General features: G+C 41.3%; 26 protein-coding genes. 15 read left to right on the top strand and 11 right to left on the bottom strand.

Annotation, left to right across the window (positions count from 1 at the left end):
• The first annotated feature begins 37 nt into the window (after positions 1 to 37).
• Positions 38 to 535 (top strand): cupin domain-containing protein, encoded by a 498-nt coding sequence (locus tag NOS7107_RS03415; protein WP_015111591.1) that lies wholly within the window; start codon positions 38 to 40, stop codon positions 533 to 535.
• A 109-nt stretch (positions 536 to 644) separates the two neighbouring features.
• Here NOS7107_RS03415 and NOS7107_RS03420 read toward each other — a convergent pair whose 3' ends face one another.
• From NOS7107_RS03420 to miaB, 5 genes are all read right to left on the bottom strand, one after another.
• Positions 645 to 1,040, bottom strand: a complete 396-nt coding sequence (locus tag NOS7107_RS03420) for an HNH endonuclease (RefSeq protein WP_015111592.1) — start codon at positions 1,038 to 1,040, stop codon at positions 645 to 647.
• On the bottom strand, positions 1,037 to 1,384 hold the full coding sequence (locus tag NOS7107_RS03425) for a hypothetical protein (RefSeq protein WP_015111593.1): 348 nt from the start codon (positions 1,382 to 1,384) through the stop codon (positions 1,037 to 1,039). Before NOS7107_RS03425 ends, NOS7107_RS03420 begins: the two co-directional genes overlap by 4 nt.
• 77 nt (positions 1,385 to 1,461) lie before the next feature.
• Entirely contained in the window at positions 1,462 to 1,710 is a 249-nt protein-coding gene (locus NOS7107_RS03430; RefSeq protein ID WP_015111594.1) for a DUF4926 domain-containing protein, read from the bottom strand.
• 17 nt (positions 1,711 to 1,727) lie between these two features.
• A complete protein-coding gene (locus NOS7107_RS29240) occupies positions 1,728 to 2,408 on the bottom strand; it encodes a DUF6883 domain-containing protein (protein ID WP_015111595.1) in 681 nt (226 codons plus the stop codon).
• A 39-nt stretch (positions 2,409 to 2,447) separates the two neighbouring features.
• Positions 2,448 to 3,812, bottom strand: a complete 1,365-nt coding sequence (miaB, locus tag NOS7107_RS03440) for a tRNA (N6-isopentenyl adenosine(37)-C2)-methylthiotransferase MiaB (protein ID WP_015111596.1) — start codon at positions 3,810 to 3,812, stop codon at positions 2,448 to 2,450.
• Between the two features lie 199 nt (positions 3,813 to 4,011).
• Here miaB and bchI point away from each other — a divergent pair, with 199 nt between their 5' ends.
• Together bchI and NOS7107_RS03450 are read left to right on the top strand one after the other, a co-directional pair.
• A complete protein-coding gene (bchI, locus tag NOS7107_RS03445) occupies positions 4,012 to 5,136 on the top strand; it encodes a magnesium chelatase ATPase subunit I (protein WP_015111597.1) in 1,125 nt (374 codons plus the stop codon).
• Positions 5,137 to 5,203: 67 nt separating this feature from the next.
• The gene (locus tag NOS7107_RS03450) at positions 5,204 to 5,491 is read left to right on the top strand and encodes a hypothetical protein (protein WP_015111598.1); all 288 of its coding nucleotides are present in this window, start codon (positions 5,204 to 5,206) and stop codon (positions 5,489 to 5,491) included.
• 56 nt (positions 5,492 to 5,547) lie between these two features.
• On the opposite strand, the gene NOS7107_RS03455 is transcribed toward NOS7107_RS03450, so the two are convergent.
• On the bottom strand, positions 5,548 to 6,639 hold the full coding sequence (locus NOS7107_RS03455) for a nucleotidyltransferase domain-containing protein (protein ID WP_015111599.1): 1,092 nt from the start codon (positions 6,637 to 6,639) through the stop codon (positions 5,548 to 5,550).
• Positions 6,640 to 6,855: 216 nt separating this feature from the next.
• Positions 6,856 to 9,651, bottom strand: a complete 2,796-nt coding sequence (gene secA, locus NOS7107_RS03460) for a preprotein translocase subunit SecA (RefSeq protein ID WP_015111600.1) — start codon at positions 9,649 to 9,651, stop codon at positions 6,856 to 6,858.
• 981 nt (positions 9,652 to 10,632) lie between these two features.
• Between secA and NOS7107_RS03470 the strand changes: the two genes are divergently transcribed.
• Positions 10,633 to 13,314, top strand: coding sequence for a CHAT domain-containing tetratricopeptide repeat protein (locus NOS7107_RS03470; protein ID WP_015111602.1), 2,682 nt, complete (start codon positions 10,633 to 10,635; stop codon positions 13,312 to 13,314).
• A gap of 53 nt (positions 13,315 to 13,367) precedes the next feature.
• On the opposite strand, the gene NOS7107_RS03475 is transcribed toward NOS7107_RS03470, so the two are convergent.
• Complete coding sequence (locus NOS7107_RS03475) at positions 13,368 to 13,910, bottom strand: diheme cytochrome C (RefSeq protein WP_015111603.1); 543 nt, start codon at positions 13,908 to 13,910, stop codon at positions 13,368 to 13,370.
• 68 nt (positions 13,911 to 13,978) lie between these two features.
• Here NOS7107_RS03475 and NOS7107_RS28410 point away from each other — a divergent pair, with 68 nt between their 5' ends.
• The 8 genes from NOS7107_RS28410 to NOS7107_RS03505 all read left to right on the top strand — a co-directional run bounded on the left by NOS7107_RS28410 (position 13,979) and on the right by NOS7107_RS03505 (position 18,036).
• Positions 13,979 to 14,176, top strand: coding sequence for a hypothetical protein (locus tag NOS7107_RS28410; protein ID WP_157373942.1), 198 nt, complete (start codon positions 13,979 to 13,981; stop codon positions 14,174 to 14,176).
• Complete coding sequence (locus NOS7107_RS03480) at positions 14,160 to 14,597, top strand: Rrf2 family transcriptional regulator (protein WP_015111604.1); 438 nt, start codon at positions 14,160 to 14,162, stop codon at positions 14,595 to 14,597. Before NOS7107_RS28410 ends, NOS7107_RS03480 begins: the two co-directional genes overlap by 17 nt.
• A gap of 67 nt (positions 14,598 to 14,664) precedes the next feature.
• Entirely contained in the window at positions 14,665 to 15,627 is a 963-nt protein-coding gene (gene cysK, locus NOS7107_RS03485; protein WP_015111605.1) for a cysteine synthase A, read from the top strand.
• A 15-nt stretch (positions 15,628 to 15,642) separates the two neighbouring features.
• Entirely contained in the window at positions 15,643 to 16,335 is a 693-nt protein-coding gene (locus NOS7107_RS03490; RefSeq protein ID WP_015111606.1) for a J domain-containing protein, read from the top strand.
• Positions 16,336 to 16,365: 30 nt separating this feature from the next.
• On the top strand, positions 16,366 to 16,509 hold the full coding sequence (locus NOS7107_RS28415) for a hypothetical protein (RefSeq protein WP_015111607.1): 144 nt from the start codon (positions 16,366 to 16,368) through the stop codon (positions 16,507 to 16,509).
• Positions 16,510 to 16,550: 41 nt separating this feature from the next.
• Positions 16,551 to 16,781, top strand: a complete 231-nt coding sequence (locus NOS7107_RS03495; protein ID WP_015111608.1) for a hypothetical protein — start codon at positions 16,551 to 16,553, stop codon at positions 16,779 to 16,781.
• The gene (locus NOS7107_RS03500; RefSeq protein WP_015111609.1) at positions 16,778 to 17,041 is read left to right on the top strand and encodes a hypothetical protein; all 264 of its coding nucleotides are present in this window, start codon (positions 16,778 to 16,780) and stop codon (positions 17,039 to 17,041) included. The genes NOS7107_RS03495 and NOS7107_RS03500 overlap by 4 nt, the downstream gene beginning before the upstream one ends.
• Positions 17,042 to 17,163: 122 nt before the next feature.
• Positions 17,164 to 18,036, top strand: a complete 873-nt coding sequence (locus NOS7107_RS03505; protein WP_015111610.1) for a 6-carboxytetrahydropterin synthase — start codon at positions 17,164 to 17,166, stop codon at positions 18,034 to 18,036.
• Between the two features lie 451 nt (positions 18,037 to 18,487).
• On the opposite strand, the gene NOS7107_RS03510 is transcribed toward NOS7107_RS03505, so the two are convergent.
• Positions 18,488 to 19,438: an RpoD/SigA family RNA polymerase sigma factor gene (locus tag NOS7107_RS03510; protein ID WP_015111611.1), complete on the bottom strand. Its 951-nt coding sequence runs from the start codon at positions 19,436 to 19,438 to the stop codon at positions 18,488 to 18,490.
• Between the two features lie 210 nt (positions 19,439 to 19,648).
• Here NOS7107_RS03510 and NOS7107_RS03515 point away from each other — a divergent pair, with 210 nt between their 5' ends.
• The 3 genes from NOS7107_RS03515 to NOS7107_RS03525 all read left to right on the top strand — a co-directional run bounded on the left by NOS7107_RS03515 (position 19,649) and on the right by NOS7107_RS03525 (position 23,432).
• Entirely contained in the window at positions 19,649 to 20,026 is a 378-nt protein-coding gene (locus tag NOS7107_RS03515) for a hypothetical protein (protein ID WP_015111612.1), read from the top strand.
• 35 nt (positions 20,027 to 20,061) lie between these two features.
• Positions 20,062 to 20,964: an aminoglycoside phosphotransferase family protein gene (locus tag NOS7107_RS03520; RefSeq protein WP_015111613.1), complete on the top strand. Its 903-nt coding sequence runs from the start codon at positions 20,062 to 20,064 to the stop codon at positions 20,962 to 20,964.
• 134 nt (positions 20,965 to 21,098) lie between these two features.
• The gene (locus NOS7107_RS03525; RefSeq protein WP_015111614.1) at positions 21,099 to 23,432 is read left to right on the top strand and encodes an adenylate/guanylate cyclase domain-containing protein; all 2,334 of its coding nucleotides are present in this window, start codon (positions 21,099 to 21,101) and stop codon (positions 23,430 to 23,432) included.
• 61 nt (positions 23,433 to 23,493) lie between these two features.
• Here NOS7107_RS03525 and speY read toward each other — a convergent pair whose 3' ends face one another.
• Positions 23,494 to 24,669, bottom strand: a complete 1,176-nt coding sequence (gene speY, locus NOS7107_RS03530; protein ID WP_015111615.1) for a deoxyhypusine synthase — start codon at positions 24,667 to 24,669, stop codon at positions 23,494 to 23,496.
• Positions 24,670 to 24,709: 40 nt separating this feature from the next.
• Positions 24,710 to 24,937 (bottom strand): hypothetical protein, encoded by a 228-nt coding sequence (locus NOS7107_RS03535; protein ID WP_044499631.1) that lies wholly within the window; start codon positions 24,935 to 24,937, stop codon positions 24,710 to 24,712.
• Between the last annotated feature and the right edge of the window lie 260 nt (positions 24,938 to 25,197).

The raw sequence follows: 25,197 nt of genomic DNA on the forward strand, positions 1-25,197 counted from the left end.
TTAAAATACAATTGTAATATATTAATTAGGCGATCGCATGACTATTTTAGAAACGGGTGCAGCATATAGCAAAATTCGCTTTGATTTACCGCCAAAAGCTAAAGGTAGTCCGCTACACTACCACACCGAAATGAGCGAAACCTTTACTGTTCTCCAGGGTTGTCTAGAAATGGAGTTTGGACACAAGGGAAATCGGCGGACGCTGTATGCAGGAGAAAGTCTACACGTTCCCGCAGGTGTGCATCACAGTTTCCATAATCCTTCTGATGATTGGGTAGCCTTTACTAGTGAAAATAAACCTGCTGCTGGATTTGAGCAGTTTATCCGGTCAATGTATGGTTTAGCAATTGATGGCAAAGTGAATCACGAAGGAATGCCAACTAATTTGCTGTACTTTGCCTTGTTGCTGAAAAAAGCCGATATAGTTCTTGTCGGTATTCCGCGAGTGGTGCAAACCCTGTTAGTGAGTTTGTTGGTGCGCCTGGGTGATGTGATGAGCGTCGAGCGATCGCTTGTGAAATACTGGAATAAATGAAGCGTTGATTAATGGTGGGGGAATTACTGGCGATCGCTACAGCATTTTTTGTTTGAGTGCAGTACAAGTTGATAGGGAAATGCACCTCACTGGAATTAAAATTAGCAAATTATGGTAATCTCTTTCTTTCTGCAATTCTTTCTTCGTTATTCATTTGCAATAAATGAACAGTAGTACGTCCTACATCCGTCAATCCCACGATAGTTAGTTCTGAAAAACTGAAGTGTTCAGACCACTGTTGAGTACGAGGGTTAAATAAAAAACTGAAAACACCTGTTTGTGGATCAAAAGAGCCTAAATCAGTACCTTTGTGACGATTACAACGCCAGCAAGTAAGTGCTAAGTTTTCTGCATCTGTTTTACCATCATGCTTTTCAGCAATAATATGGTCGATTTCATGGGGGAAGAACGCGACTTTAGTCGGTAGCAAGCAATACTCAGACTTGTGATTAGATCGTTCTTCGACTAAACGACGCAGCGCAACTGGAACATCACTTAAGCTCACGATTGGCTGCCTAAATAAGCTAAATTACCCGTTTTAATCATCACTATCAAATGCTCAATCTTCTCGTACTCATCTAGTTCTTTTAATTCAACAGGTGTGAGTTCCCCAGCTTTAGAGCGTGTTACCAAAGTACGTAATCGCTCTTGCATTTGTGGTGTCGGTTGAAATTGAGCAATTTGTTCGGCTGTGGGATTGCTGGCTAGAAAGTCGAGAATATATCGATAAATTTCTGCGGGGATTGCTGGTTGTTGCAAACTTAAAGCCAGTAATTCCGGTAAGCGATCGCCAACTTGTGCTAGTTGTTGAGATAATTCTTCTGATACTTCTAGGGTAATTTTTGGCATATAGCAGTTGGCTGATTAGTTTGGACTAGAATATTTAATTTTCAAAAGGTGTTCTACTCATAATCTTATGATGTTATTTAAACTGAAGCCATTTCAGGGATTTGATCAGGAGATAATGGTTCAAAATAAAGCACCATCATTTTTTCTGGACGTAAACCAACAGATTCGTAAACACGTCCATCACGATCACTAAATTCAACTTCAAATGCTGCACCATCCGCCAACACTTCGACCACAGTACCAACTTGTCCCCGGCATAGGCTGTACTCTGGAAGGTCAACTATTAGGGCAACTACATCAAATAACTGAAATGAATTGTTGGTCATGATTTTACCTCATAATATTAAAGAGGATAACAGGTTGTTAGCTTGGGAATATTAGACTCATTCTCAATAATCCAGCCACTACGAATTAATGCGATTCTACCTTTCCATTCAAGTGAAAAGTCTAAAGTATATCGCTGTCCGAATTCATCACATCGTCCTAATTGGACTTCATAAGTTTTCACAACTTCTAGAAGAATTTGACGCAACTCTTCAGCATCATCAGCACTTATACCCAAAATCGAGGAAAATAGTCTAGCTTTGTGTTTTCCTGTACTATGTTCAGTATTGAGGCAGTAATCAAGAAGCTTGCGAATATCAACTACCGCATTTTCGGCATTTGGAATTGTATTCAATTTGCTAGTTTTTCTATCTTCGATTTTTTGTTTTACTTTGAATAGCGTAGCTAGAACATCAACGCTGAGATTGCGTATAACCTCTTCTTCTGCCTCATTACAGTCATAGACTACATAAGTCCATACACCTGGATTGCCAGCTTCTGCACTCTCACCTTCATAAAAGGTAGTTGTACTATCCTCTTCACATTTATAATTGGCTGAATATATGTCTTCCCAGTCTAAATTTGAACTCTTTCGTACATTTTGAATAACATCAAGTATGCCATCAATATGATGAGATTGAGTTTCAATTTGTACTAGACGTTTTCCACTCCAAATATAGTTGTGTATCTCAAGAGACATGAGCAGTTTTATCCTTGAGCTTAATTGCTAGGTTCAAAATTAGACTGATATCACTTGCCGCACTTCTATTGGTTCACCAGTCAAACTAAAAGCGCGAACTTCGGTGATTTTGACTTTCACCAATTGCCCTTTGAGTTCATTAATATCGCCTGTAAAAAATGTCAGACGATTGCCGCGTGTGCGTCCCATGACTTGGGTTGGATCTTTGGAATTTTGGTCTTCGACTAATACTTCTTCGATGCGACCAAAATAACGCTGCGATCGCGCGGCTGCTTTGATGTTCACTAAATGGTTTAATCTTTGTAGGCGATCGCTTTTGACTTCTTCGCTCAGTTGATTTTCCCATAACGCGGCGGGTGTACCTGGACGGGGTGAATAGGCCGCGGTGTTCAATAGGTCAAAACCAATATCTTCAACTAGTTTCAAGGTATTTTCAAACTGTGCTTCTGTCTCACCGGGGAAACCAACAATGGCATCGCCACTAATTGAAGCATCTGGCATATACTTGCGAATCGTATCGATAATTCGCCGATATTTTTCGTGGGTATAACCTCGTGACATCGCTTTTAAAAGTTCGTTATCCCCAGATTGAAAGGGAATATGGAAGTGTTCGCAAACTTTAGGCAATTCTGCACAAGCTTTAATTAATCTTTCTGTGAAATAACGGGGGTGACTGGTAGCAAATCGTAAGCGTTCTACTCCCGGTACATCATGGACGTAATACAGCAAATCTGTAAAGGTGTGCAGATGTCGTCCTTCTGGTGTTACTCCGGGTAAATCTCTACCGTAAGCGTCAATATTTTGACCGAGCAAAGTTATTTCTTTATAACCTTGTCGGCCTAATTCTACCATTTCTGCACGAATGGCTTCGGGTGTGCGGGACTGTTCTACACCACGCACGTTGGGAACTACGCAATAAGTACAGCGTTCATTACAGCCATAAATTACATTCACCCACGCCGTCACTTTGCTATCTCGTCGCGGTTGGGTGATATCTTCCATAATATGGACTGCTTCAGTAGCGACAACTTGATTGCCTTCAAATACTGATTCCAGCAAATCTTTGAGACGGTTGGCGTGTTGTGGCCCCATAACTAAATCTAATTCGGGGACACGGCGCAATAATGCTTCACCTTCTTGTTGAGCAACACAACCAGCCACAACTAAGGTTAAATCTGCTTTTTCGTGTTTGCGCTTGGCTTGTCTACCGAGGTAAGAATATACTTTCTGCTCTGCGTTATCTCGAATGGTGCAGGTGTTGTAGAGAATTACATCTGCATGATTCGGATCTTCGGAAAACTCAAAGCCCATGTCTTCTAAAATGCCAGCCATGCGCTCTGAGTCGGCTTTATTCATTTGACAACCGAAGGTAGTAATGTGATAGCGGCGTTTAGAAATGGTCATGGGAATTGTGCTTAATTAGCTTGGTGTTAGATATACTGTTTTTCTATTCTATAGTTTTAAACGCAGAGGTACGCGAAGGGTAACGCGGAGGTACGCGGAGTGATTTCATGGATTCCCTCTTCCCTTGTTCTCTATTCCCCCGCCCCCAACTGTGGCACAATAAAGAACTGTAATAAAAAAATATTGTTAAGGTAATTTAGTGACTCCAACTGCTCAATCCACGGCAAGTGCGCGTCGCGTGGTATTTCCATTTACGGCAATTGTAGGCCAGGAAGAAATGAAACTGGCGCTGCTTTTGAACGTGATTGACCCCAAAATCGGTGGTGTCATGATTATGGGCGATCGCGGCACCGGCAAGACAACAACTATCCGGGCGTTAGCGGATTTGTTGCCAGAAATCCCTGTAGTTGCTAATGACCCCTTCAATAGTCACCCCAGCGACCCTGATCTGATGAGCGATGAAGTCCGCCAACAACTACAACAAGGTGCGGATATTCCCGTAGACCACAGGAAAGTTCAGATGGTAGACCTGCCATTGGGAGCTACAGAAGACCGGGTATGTGGCACTATCGACATTGAGAAAGCTTTGTCTGAGGGTGTGAAAGCCTTTGAACCAGGACTACTGGCTAAAGCTAACCGAGGCATTCTTTACGTGGATGAAGTCAACTTGCTTGATGATCACCTTGTAGATGTGTTACTCGATTCCGCTGCTAGTGGCTGGAACACTGTAGAACGGGAAGGAATTTCTATCCGCCACCCAGCGCGGTTTGTCCTTGTTGGTTCGGGGAACCCGGAAGAAGGCGAATTGCGTCCCCAGTTACTCGACCGTTTTGGAATGCACGCCGAAATTCACACGGTGAAAGAACCAGCCTTGCGGGTGCAAATTGTCGAACAACGCTCGGAATTTGACCAAAATCCGCCAGTATTTCTGGAACAGCACAAAACAGAGCAAGAATCACTCCAGCAGAAAGTTGTCAATGCCCAAACTCTGTTACCAGAAGTCAAAATTGACTATGATCTGCGGGTGAAAATTTCGGAAGTTTGTTCTGAGTTAGATGTGGATGGTTTGCGGGGTGATATTGTGACCAACCGCGCCGCTAAAGCATTAGCCGCCTATGAAGGACGTACCGAAGTCACCCTTGATGATATCCGACGGGTAATTACTTTGTGCTTGCGTCACAGGTTGCGGAAAGACCCTCTTGAGTCCATTGATTCTGGCTATAAAGTGGAAAAAGTTTTTGCTCGTGTTTTTGGTGTAGAGTTGCCAGAAGAAGATTTAGCAAAGAAAAACGGCACAGGACAAATTAAAACGGGTGTGCGCTAATTTTCTCTGAAAGTAAAAAGTAGGGGCGCAAGACTATGCGCCCTGAAATTCATCTGATTTATTGAGTATGAGATTTTGGCATTTTTGGTTAAACAGTCTGTTTTTGTCTAGCCAACATCAACCCGCCCATTTTATTGAGTTTGTCATGTTAGTTCTGACAATATTACTGCTCGGTATTTGGGGAGTTACACAAGAATTACCTTATATGCTCTTATGCCTGAGTTATGCCATTGGAGCAGCTATTTCTATGTTAGTCCGAGAAGCGATCGCACCTTCACCCCAAGCCAAAATTTCTCGCTTTACTGCCTTATTATTACTTGTAATTAGTCTCTACGGTTTTGTGGATTTTCTGTAAGTTAGTCAATGGTCGATAGCACAGTGCCAGACAGTTAATCAACCAATGACAAATAACTAACTCCATCCTTGCATTTCTACGAGTTCTATACACAACTCATTAATTTTTTCTAAGTCAGGTTTATGAGGCAAATATGATGTTTCATAAACGGCATCCATTTGGGCAACTAAATCTTCTGCCATCTGCATTACCTGTTCATAACTATATTTTCCCTGGAGAATGGCTTTTAAATCATCAACATCGCCAGCAATTCTTCTATCAACAATTACTTCTCCTTGCTGCAATATTTCCAAACCACTGCGGAGTAATCTAATGCAGTGCATTCCATGTTTCAGGTCATACCCAGACTGTCTTTCCATTTCGGCTCTAGCTGGATTACGATTTTTTTGCCAAGATAAATATGCTTTCCACTCTCGTAAAGCAATTTGATAGCTTTGACTTTTTTGCAGCAACCGAATAAAGTCTTTGCGACCATGAGTTAAATTTTCGGTATATTCTAAAGTTTCAGTAGGTAAAGTATATTGTTTCAATACACCTTTAAAATCAATATCTGCTGTGAGCAATTTATATAATTGCTCTGCTTCTTCTAAAAATTCAATTCTTCCTTTAATTAATACATAAAGATACTCTAAAAAAGCGTTTAACTCATCTTTGCTGAGTGTTTCTTCATTTTCTATACCATAATCAGCGGGTAGTGGTTTCTTTTGCGGTGGATTTAACAACCACTTACGATGAGTTTCCATCTTTTTGATTTGAGCAAAAGCATAACCTGAATAAGTGTGCTTAACTTTCTTAGTCAAAAATAAATTTCTGTGTTTAATTAAATGTTGTCCAACTTCAGTTAATACAGGATATTTATTCAACCACAGCAATTCTAAAATATTAGGATTTGCCCCTGCTAATAATTGCAGAATTTTTCTTAACTCATAGATAACTGTATCTTTATTCCCATCAATAAACGGAAATATCCCTGGTTCATCCCAACCAGCATCTTTTTGTTCGATATTGTCAAATCCCAAATAATATCTTTTGGGTGCAATAAATACTCCCCGAAAATCCAAATCTGAGTCAGGACGATTTAATCCATAGCCGTGACTACCTGCTAAACCAATCAAAATACTTCTTTGTTCGACTTCTATTCTTTTCATCTCAAATGATTAAAATAGCTATCGTAACTCATTCCATTTTAGATTTTAGATTTTGGATTTTGGATTTGGGTGGTGCGTTGCGCTACAACACACCCTACTGAAATTAAAACGCAAAGACACTCAAAAAACTTTGCGTCTTTGCGCGGCAGTCGCTTCAAGTCGGCAGAGCCGCCCAACGCGCTGCCTTGCCTTTGCGTGAGATATTTAATTACTCCGCTACACCATCTCCGATGATGTTTGCACCACTGGCTGTGGTTGCGGTTGGAACATGAACAAGGAGTAAACTACATCTCGGCGGATGTTGACCATCATATCGAGGAATAGTTCATAACCTTCGCTCTTATATTCAATTAGCGGGTCTTTTTGACCATAACCACGTAAACCTACAGACTCACGTAAAGCGTCCATTTGTTGCAGGTGTTCGCGCCACAGAGTATCAATCCGCTGCAAAATAAAGAAGCGTTCGGCTTGGCGCATTAACCCTGGTTGAACTTGGTCAATTTGCGCTTCTTTCATGTCGTAGGCAATTCTCACCTGTTCGTGGAGAAATGCTTTAATTTCAGTGACAGACATATCTTCTAACTGACTCGCCTGCATATCAGATAGCAGATAAACGAATTCTTTGACTTTCTCCACCAGCTTTTCTAACTCCCACTCTTCGGAAGGTAGATCGGCGTTGATGTAATAGTCAACGATGTCGTCCATCGTTTTTTCTGCATATTTAATAACTTGTTCTTTCAAGTCTTGACCTTCTAATACCCGACGGCGTTCGGCGTAGATGGCGCGACGTTGGTTGTTCATTACCTCGTCGTATTCAAAAACCTGTTTCCGAATGTCGTAATAGTAGGTTTCAACTTTTTTCTGTGCGCCTTCTAAGCTGCGGGTTAGCATTCCCGACTCGATGGGCATATCTTCTTCAACTTGGAAGGCGTTCATTAAGCCAGCGACGCGATCGCCTCCAAAGATCCGCAATAAGTTATCCTCTAAACTGAGGAAGAATCTGGTGGAACCAGGGTCGCCTTGTCGTCCGGCGCGTCCCCGCAACTGGTTATCAATGCGGCGTGATTCGTGGCGTTCTGTGCCAATTACGTGTAAACCACCGATTTCGATCACGTTATTATGTTCGCTGTCGGTAAACTCTTCATATTCGTGTTTGACACGATTATATGCTTCCCGCAATCGCTGAATTACTGCGTCTGTGGTGGGTGCTTTTTCGGCAGCTACAGCCACTTTATCTTCTGCTTCTAATTCTGGTAAACTGCGATCGCCATATTCCCGCACAGCAAAATCTACTGCTTCTTTGAGTAGTTTTTCGGTTTCTTTTGATAGCTGGGTGGGGAAGATTTCTGGTGAAGCTTTCCAAGTTTTAACTTTTTTCCCTGGTGTAAAGCCTTGACCGCCACCATGTCCTGTGGGCATACTACCGCTGGCCCTTTGGATACCGAAGACATCTTCGTCTTCTGGTTGGACGATGCGCGGCATAAAATATTCCCGTAACTTCAACCGCGCCATGTATTCAGAGTTACCACCAAGGATGATGTCTGTACCTCTACCAGCCATGTTGGTTGCAATGGTGACAGCACCTCTGCGCCCTGCCTGAGCGACAATTTCGGCTTCTCGTTCTACGTTTTCGGGTCGAGCGTTGAGCAATTCGTGGGGAATACCAGCTTGTTTGAGCAGATTGCTGAGAAGTTCTGATTTTTCTACACTAGTGGTTCCCACTAATACAGGGCGACCAAGTTCGTGCATTTCGGCACATTCTCTGGCGATCGCCTGCCATTTACCCGCCTCTGTTTTAAACACCAGATCCGATAAATCTTGCCGTCTTCTGATTCTGTTGGTGGGAATTATACTGACTTCTAGTTTGTAAATTTTTTCAAACTCAGCTTCTTCTGTCTTAGCAGTTCCCGTCATCCCGCCTAGTTTGGGATACAGCAAGAACAGATTTTGGTAAGTAATTGTCGCTAAAGTTTGAGTTTCTGGCTGAATTTCTACGTGTTCTTTGGCTTCAATGGCTTGGTGTAGACCATCACTCCAGCGCCGTCCTGGTAACACCCGTCCGGTAAATTCATCAACGATGACTACTTCGCCATTGCGAACAATATAGTTGACATCCTTTAAGAACAGTTCTTTGGCTTTCAGTGCATTAAAGACAAAATGCGCCCAAGGATCTTCGGGGTCAAATAAATCTGTCACGCCCAAAAGTTCTTCTGCTTCCGCAAAACCTTCATCTGTCAACAAAACGTTACGGGCTTTTTCATCTACTTCGTAATGTTCTTCTTTTTTGAGAGTGAAGGCGATTTCTTCTGCTTGTAAGTATTTTTCTGTTGGTCTTTCTACCTGACCAGAAATAATCAGCGGTGTCCGCGCCTCATCAATCAGAATTGAGTCTACTTCGTCAATTACACAATAGTTAAAGGGGCGTTGTACAACATCAGCCATTGATGTAGCCATGTTGTCGCGCAGGTAGTCAAAGCCTACTTCACTATTGGTAACGTAGGTAATATCACATTCATAATTCTTCTGGCGTTCACTGGGATTCATGGTCGACTGAATTAGTCCCACACTCAACCCTAAGAAGCGATGCACCTGTCCCATCCACTCCGCGTCCCGGCGAGCTAGGTAATCGTTCACAGTAACGACATGTACGCCTTTACCTGAGAGCGCATTTAAATAACTCGGTAAGGTGGCTACCAGGGTTTTACCTTCCCCAGTTTTCATTTCCGCGATTTGCCCAGTGTGTAGGATAATACCGCCTAACATCTGGACATCAAAGTGCCGCAATCCTAAGACTCGCCGTCCTGCTTCTCTCACCACGGCAAAGGCTTCAGGTAGAATGTCATCCAGAGTTTCACCTTTGGCGAGACGCTGTTGGAATTCTCCTGTTTTACCTTTTAAATCATCATCAGAGAGAGCTTTAATTTCTTCCTCTAAGAGATTAATTTCCGTGATATAAGGTTGGTATTTTTTTAGCTTACGAGCGTTGGGATCGCCCAACAAGAGTTTTAACATGGCGGTTATGGAACTAAATCAAGGGGGATGGGAAATATGACTTTGGTATTGATTATAAGAATTTAACCTAACCCAGCCTTTTTGGTTGCAGATGGGTAGGAAATGAAAATTCACTCAAAAACGTAGATCAAATAAATCTACTAAAAGATTTGCTTTTATTGTACGTTTGATTTTGAAACTCTATTAATACTATCATTTCGCCCGAAACTGAAGCAGTGAACCCCGACCATAGTATATTAGCGATCGCCCCCATGATATCGTGTCTGGTAATCAGCTTGCTGGGTGTAAGGGTATAAGGGTGTAGGTGAAGATAAATTTTACACCTAGTCAATAACCGCAGAAAATAGTAGGTTGCTTGGAGCGACAGCGCAACCCAACATCCACAGATTTTTGTATTTAGTCAAATGTTCGAGTTTTGAAAGTAATGTTTCAGCCTTTTTGCTCGAACGTTGAAGTTCAAAGAGTGAAGGTTGAGCCTCTGAGGGTGAAGTTTCAGCCTTTTTACTCGAACGTTGAGGTTCAAAGAGTAAACGTTCGAGTTCTGAAGGTGAAGTTTCAGGCTTTTTGCTCGAACGTTGAGGTTCAAAGGGTGAAGGTTGAGCCTCTGAGGGTGAAATTTCAGCCTTTTTGCTTGAACGTTGAAGTTCAAAGGGTGAATGTTGAGCCTTTGAGGTGGAAGTGTCAGGAAATTTTCTGCGTTGGGTGTTGTGGGATGTGGTTTTGTCTCACGCAAAGGCGCAAAGACGCAAAGGGTAAGAGGGGAGTTTTTGAGTTTTTTCACAAGTGCTTTGCGGAAAGTGCTGAGTCCGGCATGATTTACTTAACAGTCATCAGTGAACAGTCAACAGTAATCAGCAATATATTTTGAAGTCCCTCACTTCTAAAAAGTGGTAGTCAACAAGAGTCAAATCCCCAACTAAAACCCTGATAACTGTTCCCTGATAACTGATAACTGACTTAATACAAGCTTGTGAGTTGAGTGTGAAAAAATTACTCAGTGCGATTAATGCTGCGGGTATGTGTCTTGCACCTTGGATGGTAGCGGGTGCAATGACAACAGGGTTAGTTTTAAGTATGCCAATTGAGGGGATAGCGCAACAACAAACCCCCGCATATTCAGCCGAGCAACAAGCAGCTTTAAAAGAAGCGGAGGAACTAAATCAGCAAGCATTCAAGTTATATCAAGAAGGTAAATACAGTAGCGCCATCTCCTTAGCAGAACGCGCTTTAGCTATCCGAGAGAAACTGTTGGGGAAAGTTCATCCTGATGTCGCTACTAGCTTGAATAATTTGGCTCTACTGTACTATACACAGGGAAATTATCAACAAGCAGAACCATTGTATCTTCGTTCTCTGGCTATCTATGAGAAAGTGCTGGGGACAGAAAATCCCGATTTCGCCACTAGCTTGAATAATTTGGCTGAACTGTACAATGCACAGGGAAATTATCAACAAGCAGAACCATTGTATCTTCGTTCTCTGGCTATCTTAGAGAAGGTGCTGGGGAAAGAACATCCCTCGGTCGCCACTAGCTTGAATAATTTGGCTGAACTGTACAATGCACAGGGAAATTATCAACAAGCAGAACCATTGTATCTTCGTTCTCTGGCTATCTTAGAGAAGGTGCTGGGGAAAGAACATCCCTCGGTCGCCACTAGCTTGAATAATTTGGCTGAACTGTACAATGCACAGGGAAATTATCAACAAGCAGAACCATTGTATCTTCGTTCTCTGGCTATCTTAGAGAAGGTGCTGGGGAAAGAACATCCCTCGGTCGCCACTAGCTTGAATAATTTGGCTGGACTGTACTATACACAGGGAAATTATCAACAAGCAGAACCATTGTCTCTTCGTTCTCTGGCTATCCGAGAGAAGGTGTTGGGGAAAGAACATCCCGATGTCGCCCAAAGCTTGAATAATTTGGCTCTACTGTATTTGGCAAAGGGTGATATTACCAGTACTACCGATTTCTTACGCCGTGGGCTAGAAGTTGAAGGGCAAAATCTTAATCTGATTTTTGCTGTTGGCTCTGAACAAAGAAAACAGAGTTACCTTAGAACTTTTGCAGGTGCAACTTATCGTAGTATTTCACTGTCCTTGCAGGAAGCTCGCAATAATTCATCTGCCGCATCTCTGGCTCTGACTACTGTACTCCGTCGCAAAGGTTTGGTATTAGATGCCGTAGCCGACAGCATCCAAATCTTACGCGCTCAACTTGACAAAAACCCAGAAACTCAAAAATTATTCACTCAATGGCTGCAAGTACAACAGCAACTCTCAGCATTAATATATTCTCAACCAGAAAAACAAACTGCTAACCCAAAAACTCAGTTAGAACAACTGGAAGCAGAAAAAGAAAAAATAGAAGCAGCTATCAGTTCTAAAAGTGCTGAATTCCGTCAGCAAACACAACCAATAGAGTTAGCAACCATTCAAGCCAAAGTCCCCAAAGATGCAGCATTAGTAGAGATTGTCCAATATGAATCATTCAACGTCAAAGCCAAAACGGATGCTCAAAAGTTAGGTAAACCACGTTATGCGGTGGCGGTGTTGCGCTCATCTGGCGAACCTAAATGGCTTGATTTGGGTGAAGCCGCAGAAATTGATAAGTTAGCTATTGATTTCCGAGCAAATTTAGCCACAGAAAGAACATTCAAAAAACTCGCCCGCAGTTTAGATGAAAAATTAATTGCACCCATCCGCCCTTTATTGGGTGATGCAAATCATATTTTAATTTCACCCGATGGGCAATTAACATTAATTCCTTTTGAAGCATTAAAAGATGAGCAAGATAAGTTTCTGATTCAGCGTTACGCTTTTTCTTACCTCACAAGTGGACGGGATTTATTACGCTTTGGGTCAAATAATAACAACGGTTCCGCACCTGTGGTGTTGGCAGATATTGACTACGATAACCAAAAACAAACTGTTGCTTCTGCAAAAACATCTGGTTCACGCAGTTCCCAAAATCGGCGTTCTGGTGATTTAGCAACCTTGATATTTGAGCCGTTAGCTAATACTGAAGAGGAAGCTGAAGCAATTAAAAAGGTTTTACCTAATGCCAAATTACTGTTAGGTAAAGATGCCACAGAAACCGCAGTCAAACAACTACAAAGCCCCAGTATTTTACACCTGGCGACTCACGGTTTCTTCATCGCTGATAAAGAACAAAATCTCAACGCCTCACGAGATTTAGAATTAACACCACGCCAACCGAAGATTTTAGAAGTGGAAAATCCTTTGTTGCGTTCTGGTTTAGCGTTGGCTGGGTTTAATAAACGTAAACAAGCAACAAATAATAATGATGATGGTGTGTTGACGGCATTGGAAATTGCTGGTTTAGATTTGAATTCTAATCAATTAGTTGTGTTGTCAGCTTGTGACACTGGTAAGGGTGATATCAAGGTTGGCGATGGTGTTTATGGTTTGCGTCGGGCTTTGGTAATTGCTGGTTCGCAAAGTCAAGTTTTAAGTCTATGGCAAGTTGATGATGCGGCGACGAAGGATTTAATGGTGAAGTATTACCAGAATTTGCAAGCAGGTAAAGGGAGACATGAAGCGTTGCGTTCTGCACAGCTAGATTTGCTGAAGGAACATGAGCATCCCTATTTTTGGGCGGCGTTTGTTCCTTCTGGTAATTGGACTCCGTTGCATAATAAGTAGGAAATTTAGATCCCCGACTTCTTAAAGAAGTCGGGGATCTGAGCCTCACATAATTACTGAGAATTTTCCGCTTCTGGAGAAAGGCGACGAAAATTATATTGTTCTGCGCCAGGATGACAGCTAACACAGCTATTAATTTGTACTGGGCGCGGTAAATCAACTTTTGGGTGCAAGGCTTTGAATAAACGAGATTTATCAACGCGATAGGGTGTTTCTTCGTCTTGGCGTTGGGTACGGGAGAAATTAACAAGATACCGCCACACAAGAATCCGGGGTGGATCGATTAATGGCTGGAGTTGCACACCATAGTGCTGGGTGTCTTCTAAGAGATTTTTCCAGGTTTGGGTGGGTAAAACTTGTGGTGGGATGGGAATATGACACTTAGCACAATTTTCTATATATAATTCTTGTCCTAGCTCATACTGAGCCGGGATAACATCAACTGTTCCTATTTCTGAGGTTGGAGTAGCACTGTAAACGCTAGTTGCAGAAGTAAATAGCCAACCCATAACCAGACTCCAAGCCACAATTACCAACACTAAACCGAAAGATTGGCGTTTGAGTTGGCGAGTTTTGCGCTTTACAAGATTTGACATTCCTCACATTCCCAGATACTTAGTTGCGGAGCTTGTAGCTAATAATTTAGACTTGTGCAGCATTATCTATGTTGCGAGTTTGGGTAGGTATTTTAATTATTCAGCATTGCGATCGCATCTCTCATATCATCATCCTAAATCCAAAAACCCCAGCAATGAACCGGAGTATACTAGAAAAGTGTGAAGTATTTAGATTTCAATTTCATACTTCATACTTCACACTTCATACTTCAGCCTTAATTAACACCTGTGGAACTATCGTGTAAATCAGAGTACGCAATTCTAGCCCTAATAGAAATGGCAACTCATTACGAAAACGGCGAACCGATGCAAATTCGGCAAATCGCGGCTACACAAAACATACCCGATCGCTATTTAGAACAACTACTAGCAACTTTGAGACGTGGGGGTATCATCAAAAGTCAACGCGGCTCTAAAGGTGGCTATTTATTGTCGAAAGAACCGTGGAAAATTACAATATATGAAGTTTTAGAATGTTTAGAAGGCCTAGATGTGCGGGTGAGTGAAGAAACAAACAGTCTCAAAAGCGTAGATAGTGCGGTTGTCGATGAAATCTGGCAAGAAGCTTGTCTCGCAGCAAATTCTGTTTTGCAAAATTACACAATACAGAATCTTTGCGAAAAAAGAGATGCCCGCAAGCAGTTAGACATTATGTATTACATTTAGTTATTAGTCAGTGGTCAATGGTTTGGACTATTGACTATTGACTATTGACTAATAACCAAGAAATATTATGCGAATTGCTCGTAACATCACAGAAATTATTGGTCGTACACCCTTAGTACAATTAAACCGTATTCCCCAAGCAGAAGGATGTGTGGCGCAAATATTAGTGAAGTTGGAAAGTATGAACCCATCGGCATCAGTGAAAGACCGAATTGGGATTAGTATGATTAATGCTGCGGAAGCGGAGGGGTTGATTGCTCCGGGAAAGACAGTATTAGTAGAACCAACATCGGGAAATACAGGCATTGCCTTAGCAATGGTAGCAGCCGCTAAGGGTTATCGATTAATTTTGACTATGCCCGATACCATGAGTGGCGAACGACGGGCAATGTTACGAGCTTATGGGGCAGAATTAGAACTCACCCCCGGAATTGAAGGTATGGGTGGCGCAATTCGCCGCGCTCAAGAGATAGTTAATACTACACCATACTCATATATGTTGCAGCAGTTTCGCAACCCAGCGAATGCGAAAATCCATCGAGAAACTACCGCCGAGGAAATCTGGGAAGATACTGATGGTCAAGTAGATATGATTGTGGCCGGAGTGGGTACAGGTGGTACGATTAGTGGTGTAGCAGAAGTTCTCAAAGCACGTAAACCAAGTTTTCAGGCGATCGCCGTTGAACCAGCCAATAGCCCAGTCTTATCGGGCGGACAACCAGGAGCGCACAAAATCCAAGGGATTGGTGCAGGGTTTATTCCGCAAGTTTTGAAGATGAAGTTTATTGATGAAGTAATTACCGTCAGCGATGAAGAAGCGATCGACTATGGACGACGTTTAGCCAGAGAGGAAGGGCTATTATCTGGAATTTCCAGCGGTGCGGCTTTATGTGCTGCTATTAAAATTGCCCAACGTCCAGAAAACGAGGGACGCTTAATTGTGATGATTCAGCCCAGTTTTGGCGAAAGGTATTTAAGTACACCGTTGTTCCAAGACCTGGAAGCAAAAATTCCTACCAGCGTCAGCTAACAATTACTTAGACTAATGGTTAACTCCAAGCACACTGATAACCACTACGAAACTCTCAAAATTAATCGTGATGCCAGCCAAGCGGAGATTAAACAAGCTTATCGCCGCTTGGTAAAATTATTTCATCCTGACAGCAATCAAAAAACAGCAAATAAGGATGAAATTATCCGCATTAACGCGGCTTATGAAGTCTTGGGTGACTCTCAAAATCGCCTTGACTATGACCAAAAATTGTATGATGAATCGCAAAATCGCCAACAACGGGCAGCATCAGCACAAAAACATTACCAAGCCAATCGCAAATCCGGTAAAAATGTTGATGAACAAATTGAAGAATGGCTACGTTTAATTTATCAACCAGTTAACCGCATAGTTGAAGAAATTCTTAATTCTCTCGAAGAGCAAATTGAGCAATTAGCCGCCGATCCTTTTGATGATCAATTATTAGAAGCATTTCAAGAATATTTAGATATTTGTCGAGACGAGATTAAACAAGCTCAAGTTATCTTTCGTTCACTGCCCAATCCCCCTAGTTTAGCGAGAACTGCTGCGCATATCTATTACAGCATTAATCAAGTAGCAGATGGTATAGAAGAATTTGCCTACTTTCCTATGAGCTATGACGATCGCTATCTGCACACAGGGCAAGAAATGTTTCGCATAGCAACAAGCTTACACTACGAAGCCCAAGTGGCAGTAAATCAGTAAATTTTATATTTATAGCTCAAGGAGAAAAGGATGAATATTGCGATCGCTGCTAATACAACTTTAGCTGAAACATTACCTCAAAATAAAACTATACTGCACGGTGAAACTAGTTTAATTCTTTATGTGCGCCAATGGGTAAGAGAACAATTAGCAAAATCATCAACCACCGATTAGTGTTAGCGTAAAATCAAAGCATTGCATAAAAACCATACATTATGTCATCAACAGCAATTACTACTGTAGTCAAAATGATGGAATCTTTACCGATTGAGGTACAAGACCGCATTGCAGAACATCTGCGAGAGTACATTGATGAATTGCAAGATGAAATTAGATGGAATAGAGCTTTTAAAGGAACTCAATCAAAATTAATCGCTGCTGCTAAACAAGCTAAACAAGAAATTGCCGAGGGAAAAGCAAGTGTGATGGACTATGACCAGTTATGAGGTCAGCAGTTCTTCCCTCTTTTTGGACAAGATATCGAGAGTTGACCAAAGAAATTAGACAGAGTGCGAGAAAAGCATACAAGCTTTGGGCAGAAAATCCATTCCATCCTTCTTTACATTTCAAGTGCATCAATAATGAAGAGGCGATTTGGTCTGTCAGAATAACGCGAGGGTATCGCGCACTTGGGATTTTGGAAAAAGACACAGTGACATGGTTTTGGATTGGTAGCCATGATGACTATGAGCATTTTTTTGGATGAAGTGGTATTGAGAGATACTTATACGAGTAATATATTCTTCCTCTCACCACAGACAAAGAAATTAGTTTATGCTGAAAAGAGCAAAAGATTAAGAAAGTTTAAATTTTTCTCCCAGTGTACTCATGCAATGTATCGTAAATCGCCGCGCTCAATTTTCGGCTAGTCATCGCTATTGGCTACCTGAACTGAGTGAAGCTGAGAATTTTGAGAAATTTGGTGCTGGCTCAAAATTTCCTGGACATGGACATAACTATGTTTTATTTATTTCTCTGGCTGGGGAATTAGATAAGTATGGTATGGTGCTGAATTTGTCTGATGTCAAACAAGTAATTAAACGCGAAGTTACCAGCGTTCTAGATTTTTCTTATCTCAATGATGTCTGGGCAGAATTTCAAGAAACTCTCCCCACCACAGAAAATATTGCACGGGTTATCTGGCGGCGGTTAGCACCCCACTTGCCTGTAGTCCGCGTACAGTTATTTGAACATCCTGAACTTTGGGCAGATTATATGGGAAACTCAATGGAAGCTTACCTCAGTATCAGTACTCACTTCAGCGCCGCGCACCGTTTGGCACATCCTGATCTCAGCTTAGAAGATAATACTGAGATTTATGGTAAATGCGCTCGGACTAACGGCCACGGACATAACTATCATTTAGAAGTGACGGTGAAAGGTGAAATTGATCAGCGCACTGGGATGATTGTTGATTTAGGTGCATTGCATCAAGCGATCGCAGATTATGTGGTAGAACCATTTGATCACACCTTTTTAAATAAAGATGTGCCTTATTTTGCCAACGTTGTACCGACTGCGGAAAATATCGCTCTATATATTAGTAATTTACTGCGATCTCCTATCCAAAACTTAGGAGCCAAGCTCTACAAAATCAAACTAATCGAAAGTCCCAATAACTCCTGCGAAATCTACTGCACAGATACAGACTCAAATCCTATTAGTGCGGCAGATAGTCAACCAGTTTTAGCTAGGTTGTAATTTGTGTAGAGACGCGAAATTTCGCGTCTCTAATTTTTCCAGGGTGGTGAAAGAAACAGAAACATACAGTCATGCTTTACGCAATTCCTTCACTGAGCAAATTATGGCATATTCATGATAGAAACAGCGATGTATTGCCAACGTTTAGACACTTGTCTATGTCGGGATCAAGGCAAAACTTATTGCTTGCTAAATGCTCTAACTCAGTCCGCCTGTAGAGATGTAGAACATGGTTAAATTAAGTTTTTTCAGGTGCTAACATTTAGTCATCCTGAACGTATCATACCTGTATTTAATTATGAAGCTGCACCCAATAAACCATGTAGAGACGTTGTATACAACGTCTCTACAATAACTGATAAATATAGCCGTAGTTACTGAGCTTAGGACAGTGTTGATTACTCAAAGCCTTATATTTATAACACTCAGCACTCGGAACTCAGCACTCATATCAAGAAGATAAATATTGTCCCATTTCTGGTTGTTGACGACGCAAAATATTCATAGCTTGCTGCTGAATTTGACGAACTCGTTCTCGGCTGACATTGAGCTTTTCGCCAATCTGAGCCAAACTGCGTTCTTGATTATCTAACAGTCCAAAACGCAAAATTAAAACTTCACGTTGCACTGGTTTGAGTGAAGCTAACAAATTATCCAAGTCCTGGCGGAGCATTTCTTGGGTAATTTGTTCATTTGGTGAGATGCCATCATCACTCAAAAGTTCACTGAGTTCTGTGTCTTGGTTATCGCCAACTTTTAAATCTAAAGAAATTGTCGCACTAGCAGCACTGAGATATTCTCGAATTTGGCTGGCTTGTATATCCAATTTTTGAGCAATCTCTGTAACTGTGGCACGACGACCAAGGGTTTGAAACAATTCTCGCTGGACTTTTTTAATTTGATTGAGTTTTTCGTTCACATGAATTGGTAGCCTGACAGCACGGGATTTTTCGGCGATCGCTCTGGTGATAGCTTGACTAATCCACCAGTAGGCGTAAGTTGATAACTTATAACCGCGGTTGGGATCAAACTTTTCTATACCTCGTTGTAAACCGATCGCGCCTTCTTGAATCAAATCTAATAATTCCAGATTGCGACGCTGATATTTTTTGGCGATGGAAACCACCAGCCGGAGGTTTGCTGTCACCATTTTTTGTTTAGCTCTCTGACCAAGCTGAAGTATTTGAGTAACTTCAGTTTCGCTTTTGTTGACAAAATCTGCTAATTCTGCTAACTTCGGTTCCCGATGTAATTGTTGACTAAGCTGCTTTTTCTGCCCCTCAATGGCAATCATTTGCTGTACTTGCCTGCCATAAGTTATTTCTTGGTCTGAGGTGAGTAAAGGGAACTGGCCAATCTCTCGTAAATAAACGCGTACCATGTCAGGACTTAGGCTGGACATACAACTTTCAAACTGCTCTTTTCGATAATTTCAGACGAATCTAAAAGTATAAATCAAATAGACTCAGAAAAAATGCCAATTAGGACAAGCCATTTTGTGCCGCGATCGCAGCTACACCCTAATCGTACTGAAAAATTATTCGCCAATTGAGTTCATACACTAGATGATGGGTTTAACGATAGACTGGGAAAAATTCTTGAGGAAACATTCATGGCAAAATCCAACGGGGCGAAAGGTGAAACTTCCACTCAAGAACCAGCTGTAGTTTCAAATACCGAAGATACAGACAAGGTTCAAGATGCGCCGAAACCAGTGGAAGATGTCCAAGATATTGATGACATCCTGAACTCGCTGAAATCTTTACTTAGTAGCGTCGAAAAACTGCAAAAAGTTCGCCAGGAAGTCGGCGATATTAAACCTTTAGTTCAAAGAATGCTGGATGGAGAACTATTGGCTGGTGAGGAGTTGGAATTACTCAAGGCTGGGGTAAGTGGTCTAGTACGTCTAGTTAAGGCTTACAGTGACCATCAAGCCGCACTAACAAAAGCCCAACCTGCAAGAAACTTGCTAGACGAAATCCTCAAATAGCATTCAGCTAACAGAAGTTTTCTGCTTTCGCTATTATGACTAGTACACCTGAAAGGTCTCGTCTAGAAAATGCGATCAATGCCGCTTGTGCAGTCGCTAAACAACAAGGGCTGAATTTTGCTGAGGCTGTGATTCTGCAAGACAGAAGCAATTTGGTAATTCATTTACAGCCTGTCCCTGTAGTTGCACGCATAGCAACTACAACGGGTACAGTGCGCTTTGGTGATGCTTGGTTTGCCAAAGAAGTTGCTGTAGCCAGTTATTTAGCCGCAGCAGGCGCACCTGTTGTTAGTCCAAGCAACCTGATTCAACCAGGCCCGCATCAACACAATGGATTCGTTCTAAGTTTTTGGGAATTTGTCGAAGAAATAGATGAACTACCAGACGCAACTATTGTTGGACAGACTTTACGAGATTGTCATAAAGCTTTAGTAGACTTTGCCAGTGAATTGACAGTTTTAGATCCTTTAAATGAGTCTGAAAGTTTGCTGTGTACTCTCATTTCTCAAGCAGCATTCAGCCTCAGTGATTCCAAAATGTTGCAAGCAGTAAATCATCGTCTCAAAAGTCGATTTCAGCAACTTCAGTTATCGATGCAGCCACTTCATGGGGACTCCAATTTTTCTAATGTGCTTAACACCACACGGGGAGTACTATGGACAGATTGGGAAGATACATTTATTGGTCACATTGCTTGGGATATTGCCTGTTTAATCGCGGCTAGTCATGTTTTTGGCACTGACAGAGAATATGCGGCGGTCGCTTTGAATGGTTATGGTCTAGAGATAGATCAAGAAATATTAGATTTGTTTATTGAAGCACGAACTTTTCAAACCGCGATGTGGAATTTCATTATTGGGCAACAACGTCCTGAAAGTCTAGAGCGGTTAGAAGGGCGGTTAAACTGGTTGCGCGATCGCTATCGCACAGTGTCTTAATTTGTTAAATCTTTGATGAATAACCGATAGAATTATAACTGGTACTGAAATGTAAATACTAGGACTAGAGGCTTTAGTCTTGAGTCTGTAGGGAATGAGATATGAAATAATTGCATTACTTACTCAAGAACATAATGAAATACGAAGTAGTCGAGCAGATTTTTAATAAATATTCGACTTTACGTAAATTTGAATATTTAGAACTAGATGTTCATTTCTGTATTGTAGATAAATCTGAGCAAGTACAGCGCTTTGCCTTTCAGCCAGAAGAGGTGATTTTAGGTAAAGATATTCGTTTAGGATTTCCTGAATTTATTGGCAAAGAAGAGATATTAAAATCTATCATCCAAGGTCAACAAGCTAGTTTTGAATTAGTAGCAATTAAAAGAAATGGTGAGAATCAACTGGATATTTATATAAATATATATGTTATTGGTGAAATTACAGAAAAATCATCTAACAGAAAGTTAATCATTTTCATTGAAGATGTTACTGAAAAAATTCAATCAAAACAAGATTTATCAAAATTAACTAATGCTACTAGTCTGCTGTCAATGACACTGGTAACATATAAAAATTACATGGATACAGTTATCACTTCAATGGCAGATGCCTTATTGATAACTACCAATACAGGAAAAATTAAAAAAGTTAATCCGGCAGCGCAAAAGTTGTTTGATTTTTCTGAAGAAGAATTAATCAATAAACCAATATCTTTGATATTTGATGACAATTTTTTATTGCTCAGAATTATTAATCACTACAGTAAAATCAACCGAGATTTACAGCATTTTGAAGTTGTTTGTCGTAAAAAAACGCGAGAAAAAGTGCGAGTAGCTTTTTCTTGCACAGTAATGCAGAAAAAAAATGAAGTTTTAGAAGATATTATCTATATTGGTCGAGATATTACGAGTCGCCAGCGTCGAGAACAACGTAATGTTGCCCAGTACGCTATTACCCGCATTCTCTCAGAATCACAAAGTATTAAACAGGCAATGCCGGAAATTTTACAGGCAATCTGTCAAAATTTAGAGTGGGATGTAGGGGAATTATGGACAACAAATGAATACCTTAGTACGAATGTATTAAAAGAAAGTGATCATACTGTATTAAGATGCGTAGAAATTTGGTCAAGCCGACTCATAGCCGCGCGTGAATTTAAAGCTGTGACATGGCAAACTACATATCTACCGAGTGTGGGATTACCTGGCCAAATTTGGGAAAGACGTTCTGCTTTATGGATTAAAAATATTTTAGACTATGGAGACTTACAGCGATCGCCAACTGCTGTAACCGCCGGATTACGTTCAGCATTTGGTTTTCCTATCCTCGACGACAATAAAATTTTAGGAGTGATGACTTTTTTTAGCCGCGATGTGCAACCTAAAGATGCAGATTTGTTACAAATGATGGTTTCTGTGGGTAGTCAAATCGCGCAATTTATGAAACGCAAACAAGCAGAAGATGATTTGTTAGAAAGTGAATCTCGATATCGAGATATCTGTGAAAATGCTAATGATTTAATTCAGTCTGTTAATGCGTATGGGCGGTTTTTATATGTTAACCGGACATGGTGTCAAACATTAGGATATAGTGCCACAGAAGTTGAGGAAATGAATGTATTTGAAATTATACATCCTGATTCTCAAGAACATTGTCGGCAAATGTTTTATCGTTTAATGTCAGGAGAAAAATTAGATCAAGTTAAAGCAGCTTTCATTGCCAAAAATGGGCAAACAGTTTTTTTAGAAGGTAACATAAACTGTAAATTTGCTCATGGAATACCAGTTGCAACTCGTGGGATTTTTCGCAATATTACACGCCGAGTAGCATTAGAAGCAGCATTACAGCAGCAGCAAGCAGAAACAGAACAACTTTGGCAAACAAGAATACCAGCATCGGCATCTAATAATCTACAAGCACTAATAGAGGATAAAGCAGCAGATGTCATGAATGTGACTGTCTTATGTGCAGATATCGTCGGTTTAAACGAAATTGCGGCTTTGGGAAGTGCGATGCAACTAGTTAATTTACTCTGTCCAATTTTTGCAAATTTCGATCGCCTCTGTAATCGCTACGGTTTAGAAAAAATCAAAACCATTAATGAAGCGTATATAGTAATTGGGGGATTACCAGCAAAACGCTCTGATCATGCCCAAGCCATAGCGCAAATGGCGCTAGATATGCAAACTGCGATCGCCACATTTAACCAAGAAAATCAACAAAACCTGAAACTTTGCATTGGTATCCATACAGGAGTCGTCACAACCGCAGCACTCGGTTTAATGGACACAATCAATATTGCTAAATCTATCGAGTCTCAAACTTTAGCCGATACTATCCAAGTTAGCGCTACTGCTTACGAATATATACGTGATGAATTTGTTCTAAAACTACAGCATGAAATAAAAATTCCCCATCAACAGCAAATGACAACTTATCTTTTATTAGGAAAAACTAAAAAGTAAAAAGGCAAAAGGCAAAAGGCAAAAGATTTATAGTTTTACCTTTTACCTTTTACCTTTGTAATTATGGACTATTCGGAATTAATCTACCGCAAGGATAAGTTGCGATACCTTGGGCTGCATCTTCAGCCATTGCAGCAGGTACTTTATCCGATGATTGGGTTTTTGCGGCAAGATAATCTTTTTGCAGGGTGCTTAACATTGCTTCCCGCTGATCGTACAACCGCTTTAAGGGACGAGGCGAACATTGATTCATTACATAAGCTGTAACTAACGGTAAAGCGATCGTGCTATCGGTGTAACAAACAATTGTGCTGGGTAACTCTTCTGGGTCAATTTTACCCCAGCTGACCGCCTCAGATGGAGTCGCCCCAGACAAACCGCCAGTATCAGGACGCGCATCTGTAAACTGGACAAAGAAATCATGTCCCCGTTCTTCTAATCCCAATACTTCATGAATTTGCGGTTGAGTTTGCAGTAAGAAGTTTTTGGGACTACCACCACCTAGAATTACCGCCGCACTTTTACCATCAGCAACTCTTGCATTGTAGGCGATCGCAGCTGTCTCGTTCACATCAATGGCAGGATCTAAAATTAATTGCGAACCTTCTAACGCCAAAGCTGCAACGTTCATCCCAATAGAACTATCTCCAGGGGAGGAAGTGTAAATTGGTACGCCATATTCATAAGCTGTCGCCAGTAAGCAAGAATGCTGTACTCCTAATTGCTTTTCTACTTCCCGGACATACTTACCCAAAAGATAATGAAATTCCGCTGTTCCCATTCGCTTTTGGAAAGGTTCTGCTTGCAAAATTTTACGGATGAAAGCATCGGTTTCTAACAACACATCGTAGCCAAAGATAATGTCATAAATGCGGATAGTCCCTTCTTCCCGCAGTTTCACATCATCCACAAATGGATTACCCGCGAATAGCTCAAAACCTAACCCATAGTGCATATCATGGTAAAGATTCGCCCCGGTGCTAATCATCCAGTCAATGAAACCGTTACGAATGAGGGGTGCTAGTGCGGAAACCCCAAATCCGGCTGGTGTCATCGCCCCAGAAAGGCTAACTCCTACCGTCACGCCTTCTTGAAATACATCTTTACTCAGTAGTTGGCAAGCTTCCCGCAAGCGTGCTGAGTTATAGGCAGTGAAGTAATTATTGATTAAATCTACTACCCCAATATTGGTTGGTATGGGTGTAGGTGCGATTTTTTGACCACGCTGTTTTGACATTTGCACTCCCGAACAGTAAACACGCCGAATCTAATGTTAACTATGTTTCAGCAAATTCTTGCATTGTCTTGGTGTATAAATCGAATGCAGTTTGACCAAAACAGACGAAAATCACTTGTTCTAGGGAGCTTGTTTGCTGAAAAAACTTTTTAACTTCCGCGATCGCAATTTTACAAACGCGTTCCATCGGGAAATTATCACCTTTTGTTATTTTCGCTTCCCCAGTTGCACAGCCTCGTAAATGGCGACATTCGGCGGGTTGTTTCATTCGCTCAGATGAAGATTTTGTCAAGAGTATCAGCCAGAAATTCTAGTGAGTTGGCAATTGAAAAATTACTGTTTCTAGCAGGAAATTTAAGTGCGATCGCTCTTCTCATAGGCAGATAAAATTTTTGAACTGCCTGATTTTTTGGTTGATCCGCTTGTAAATTAAGCCCTTTTAGGGAAGGAAACAGCCCTGGGGGGGGTTAGGGGGGATCGAATTATATGCAGCCTCATCAAAAATTGGTATAACGTCTTCCTCTAGGC

This window comes from Nostoc sp. PCC 7107, from assembly GCF_000316625.1.
Lineage (GTDB): Bacteria > Cyanobacteriota > Cyanobacteriia > Cyanobacteriales > Nostocaceae > Nostoc_B.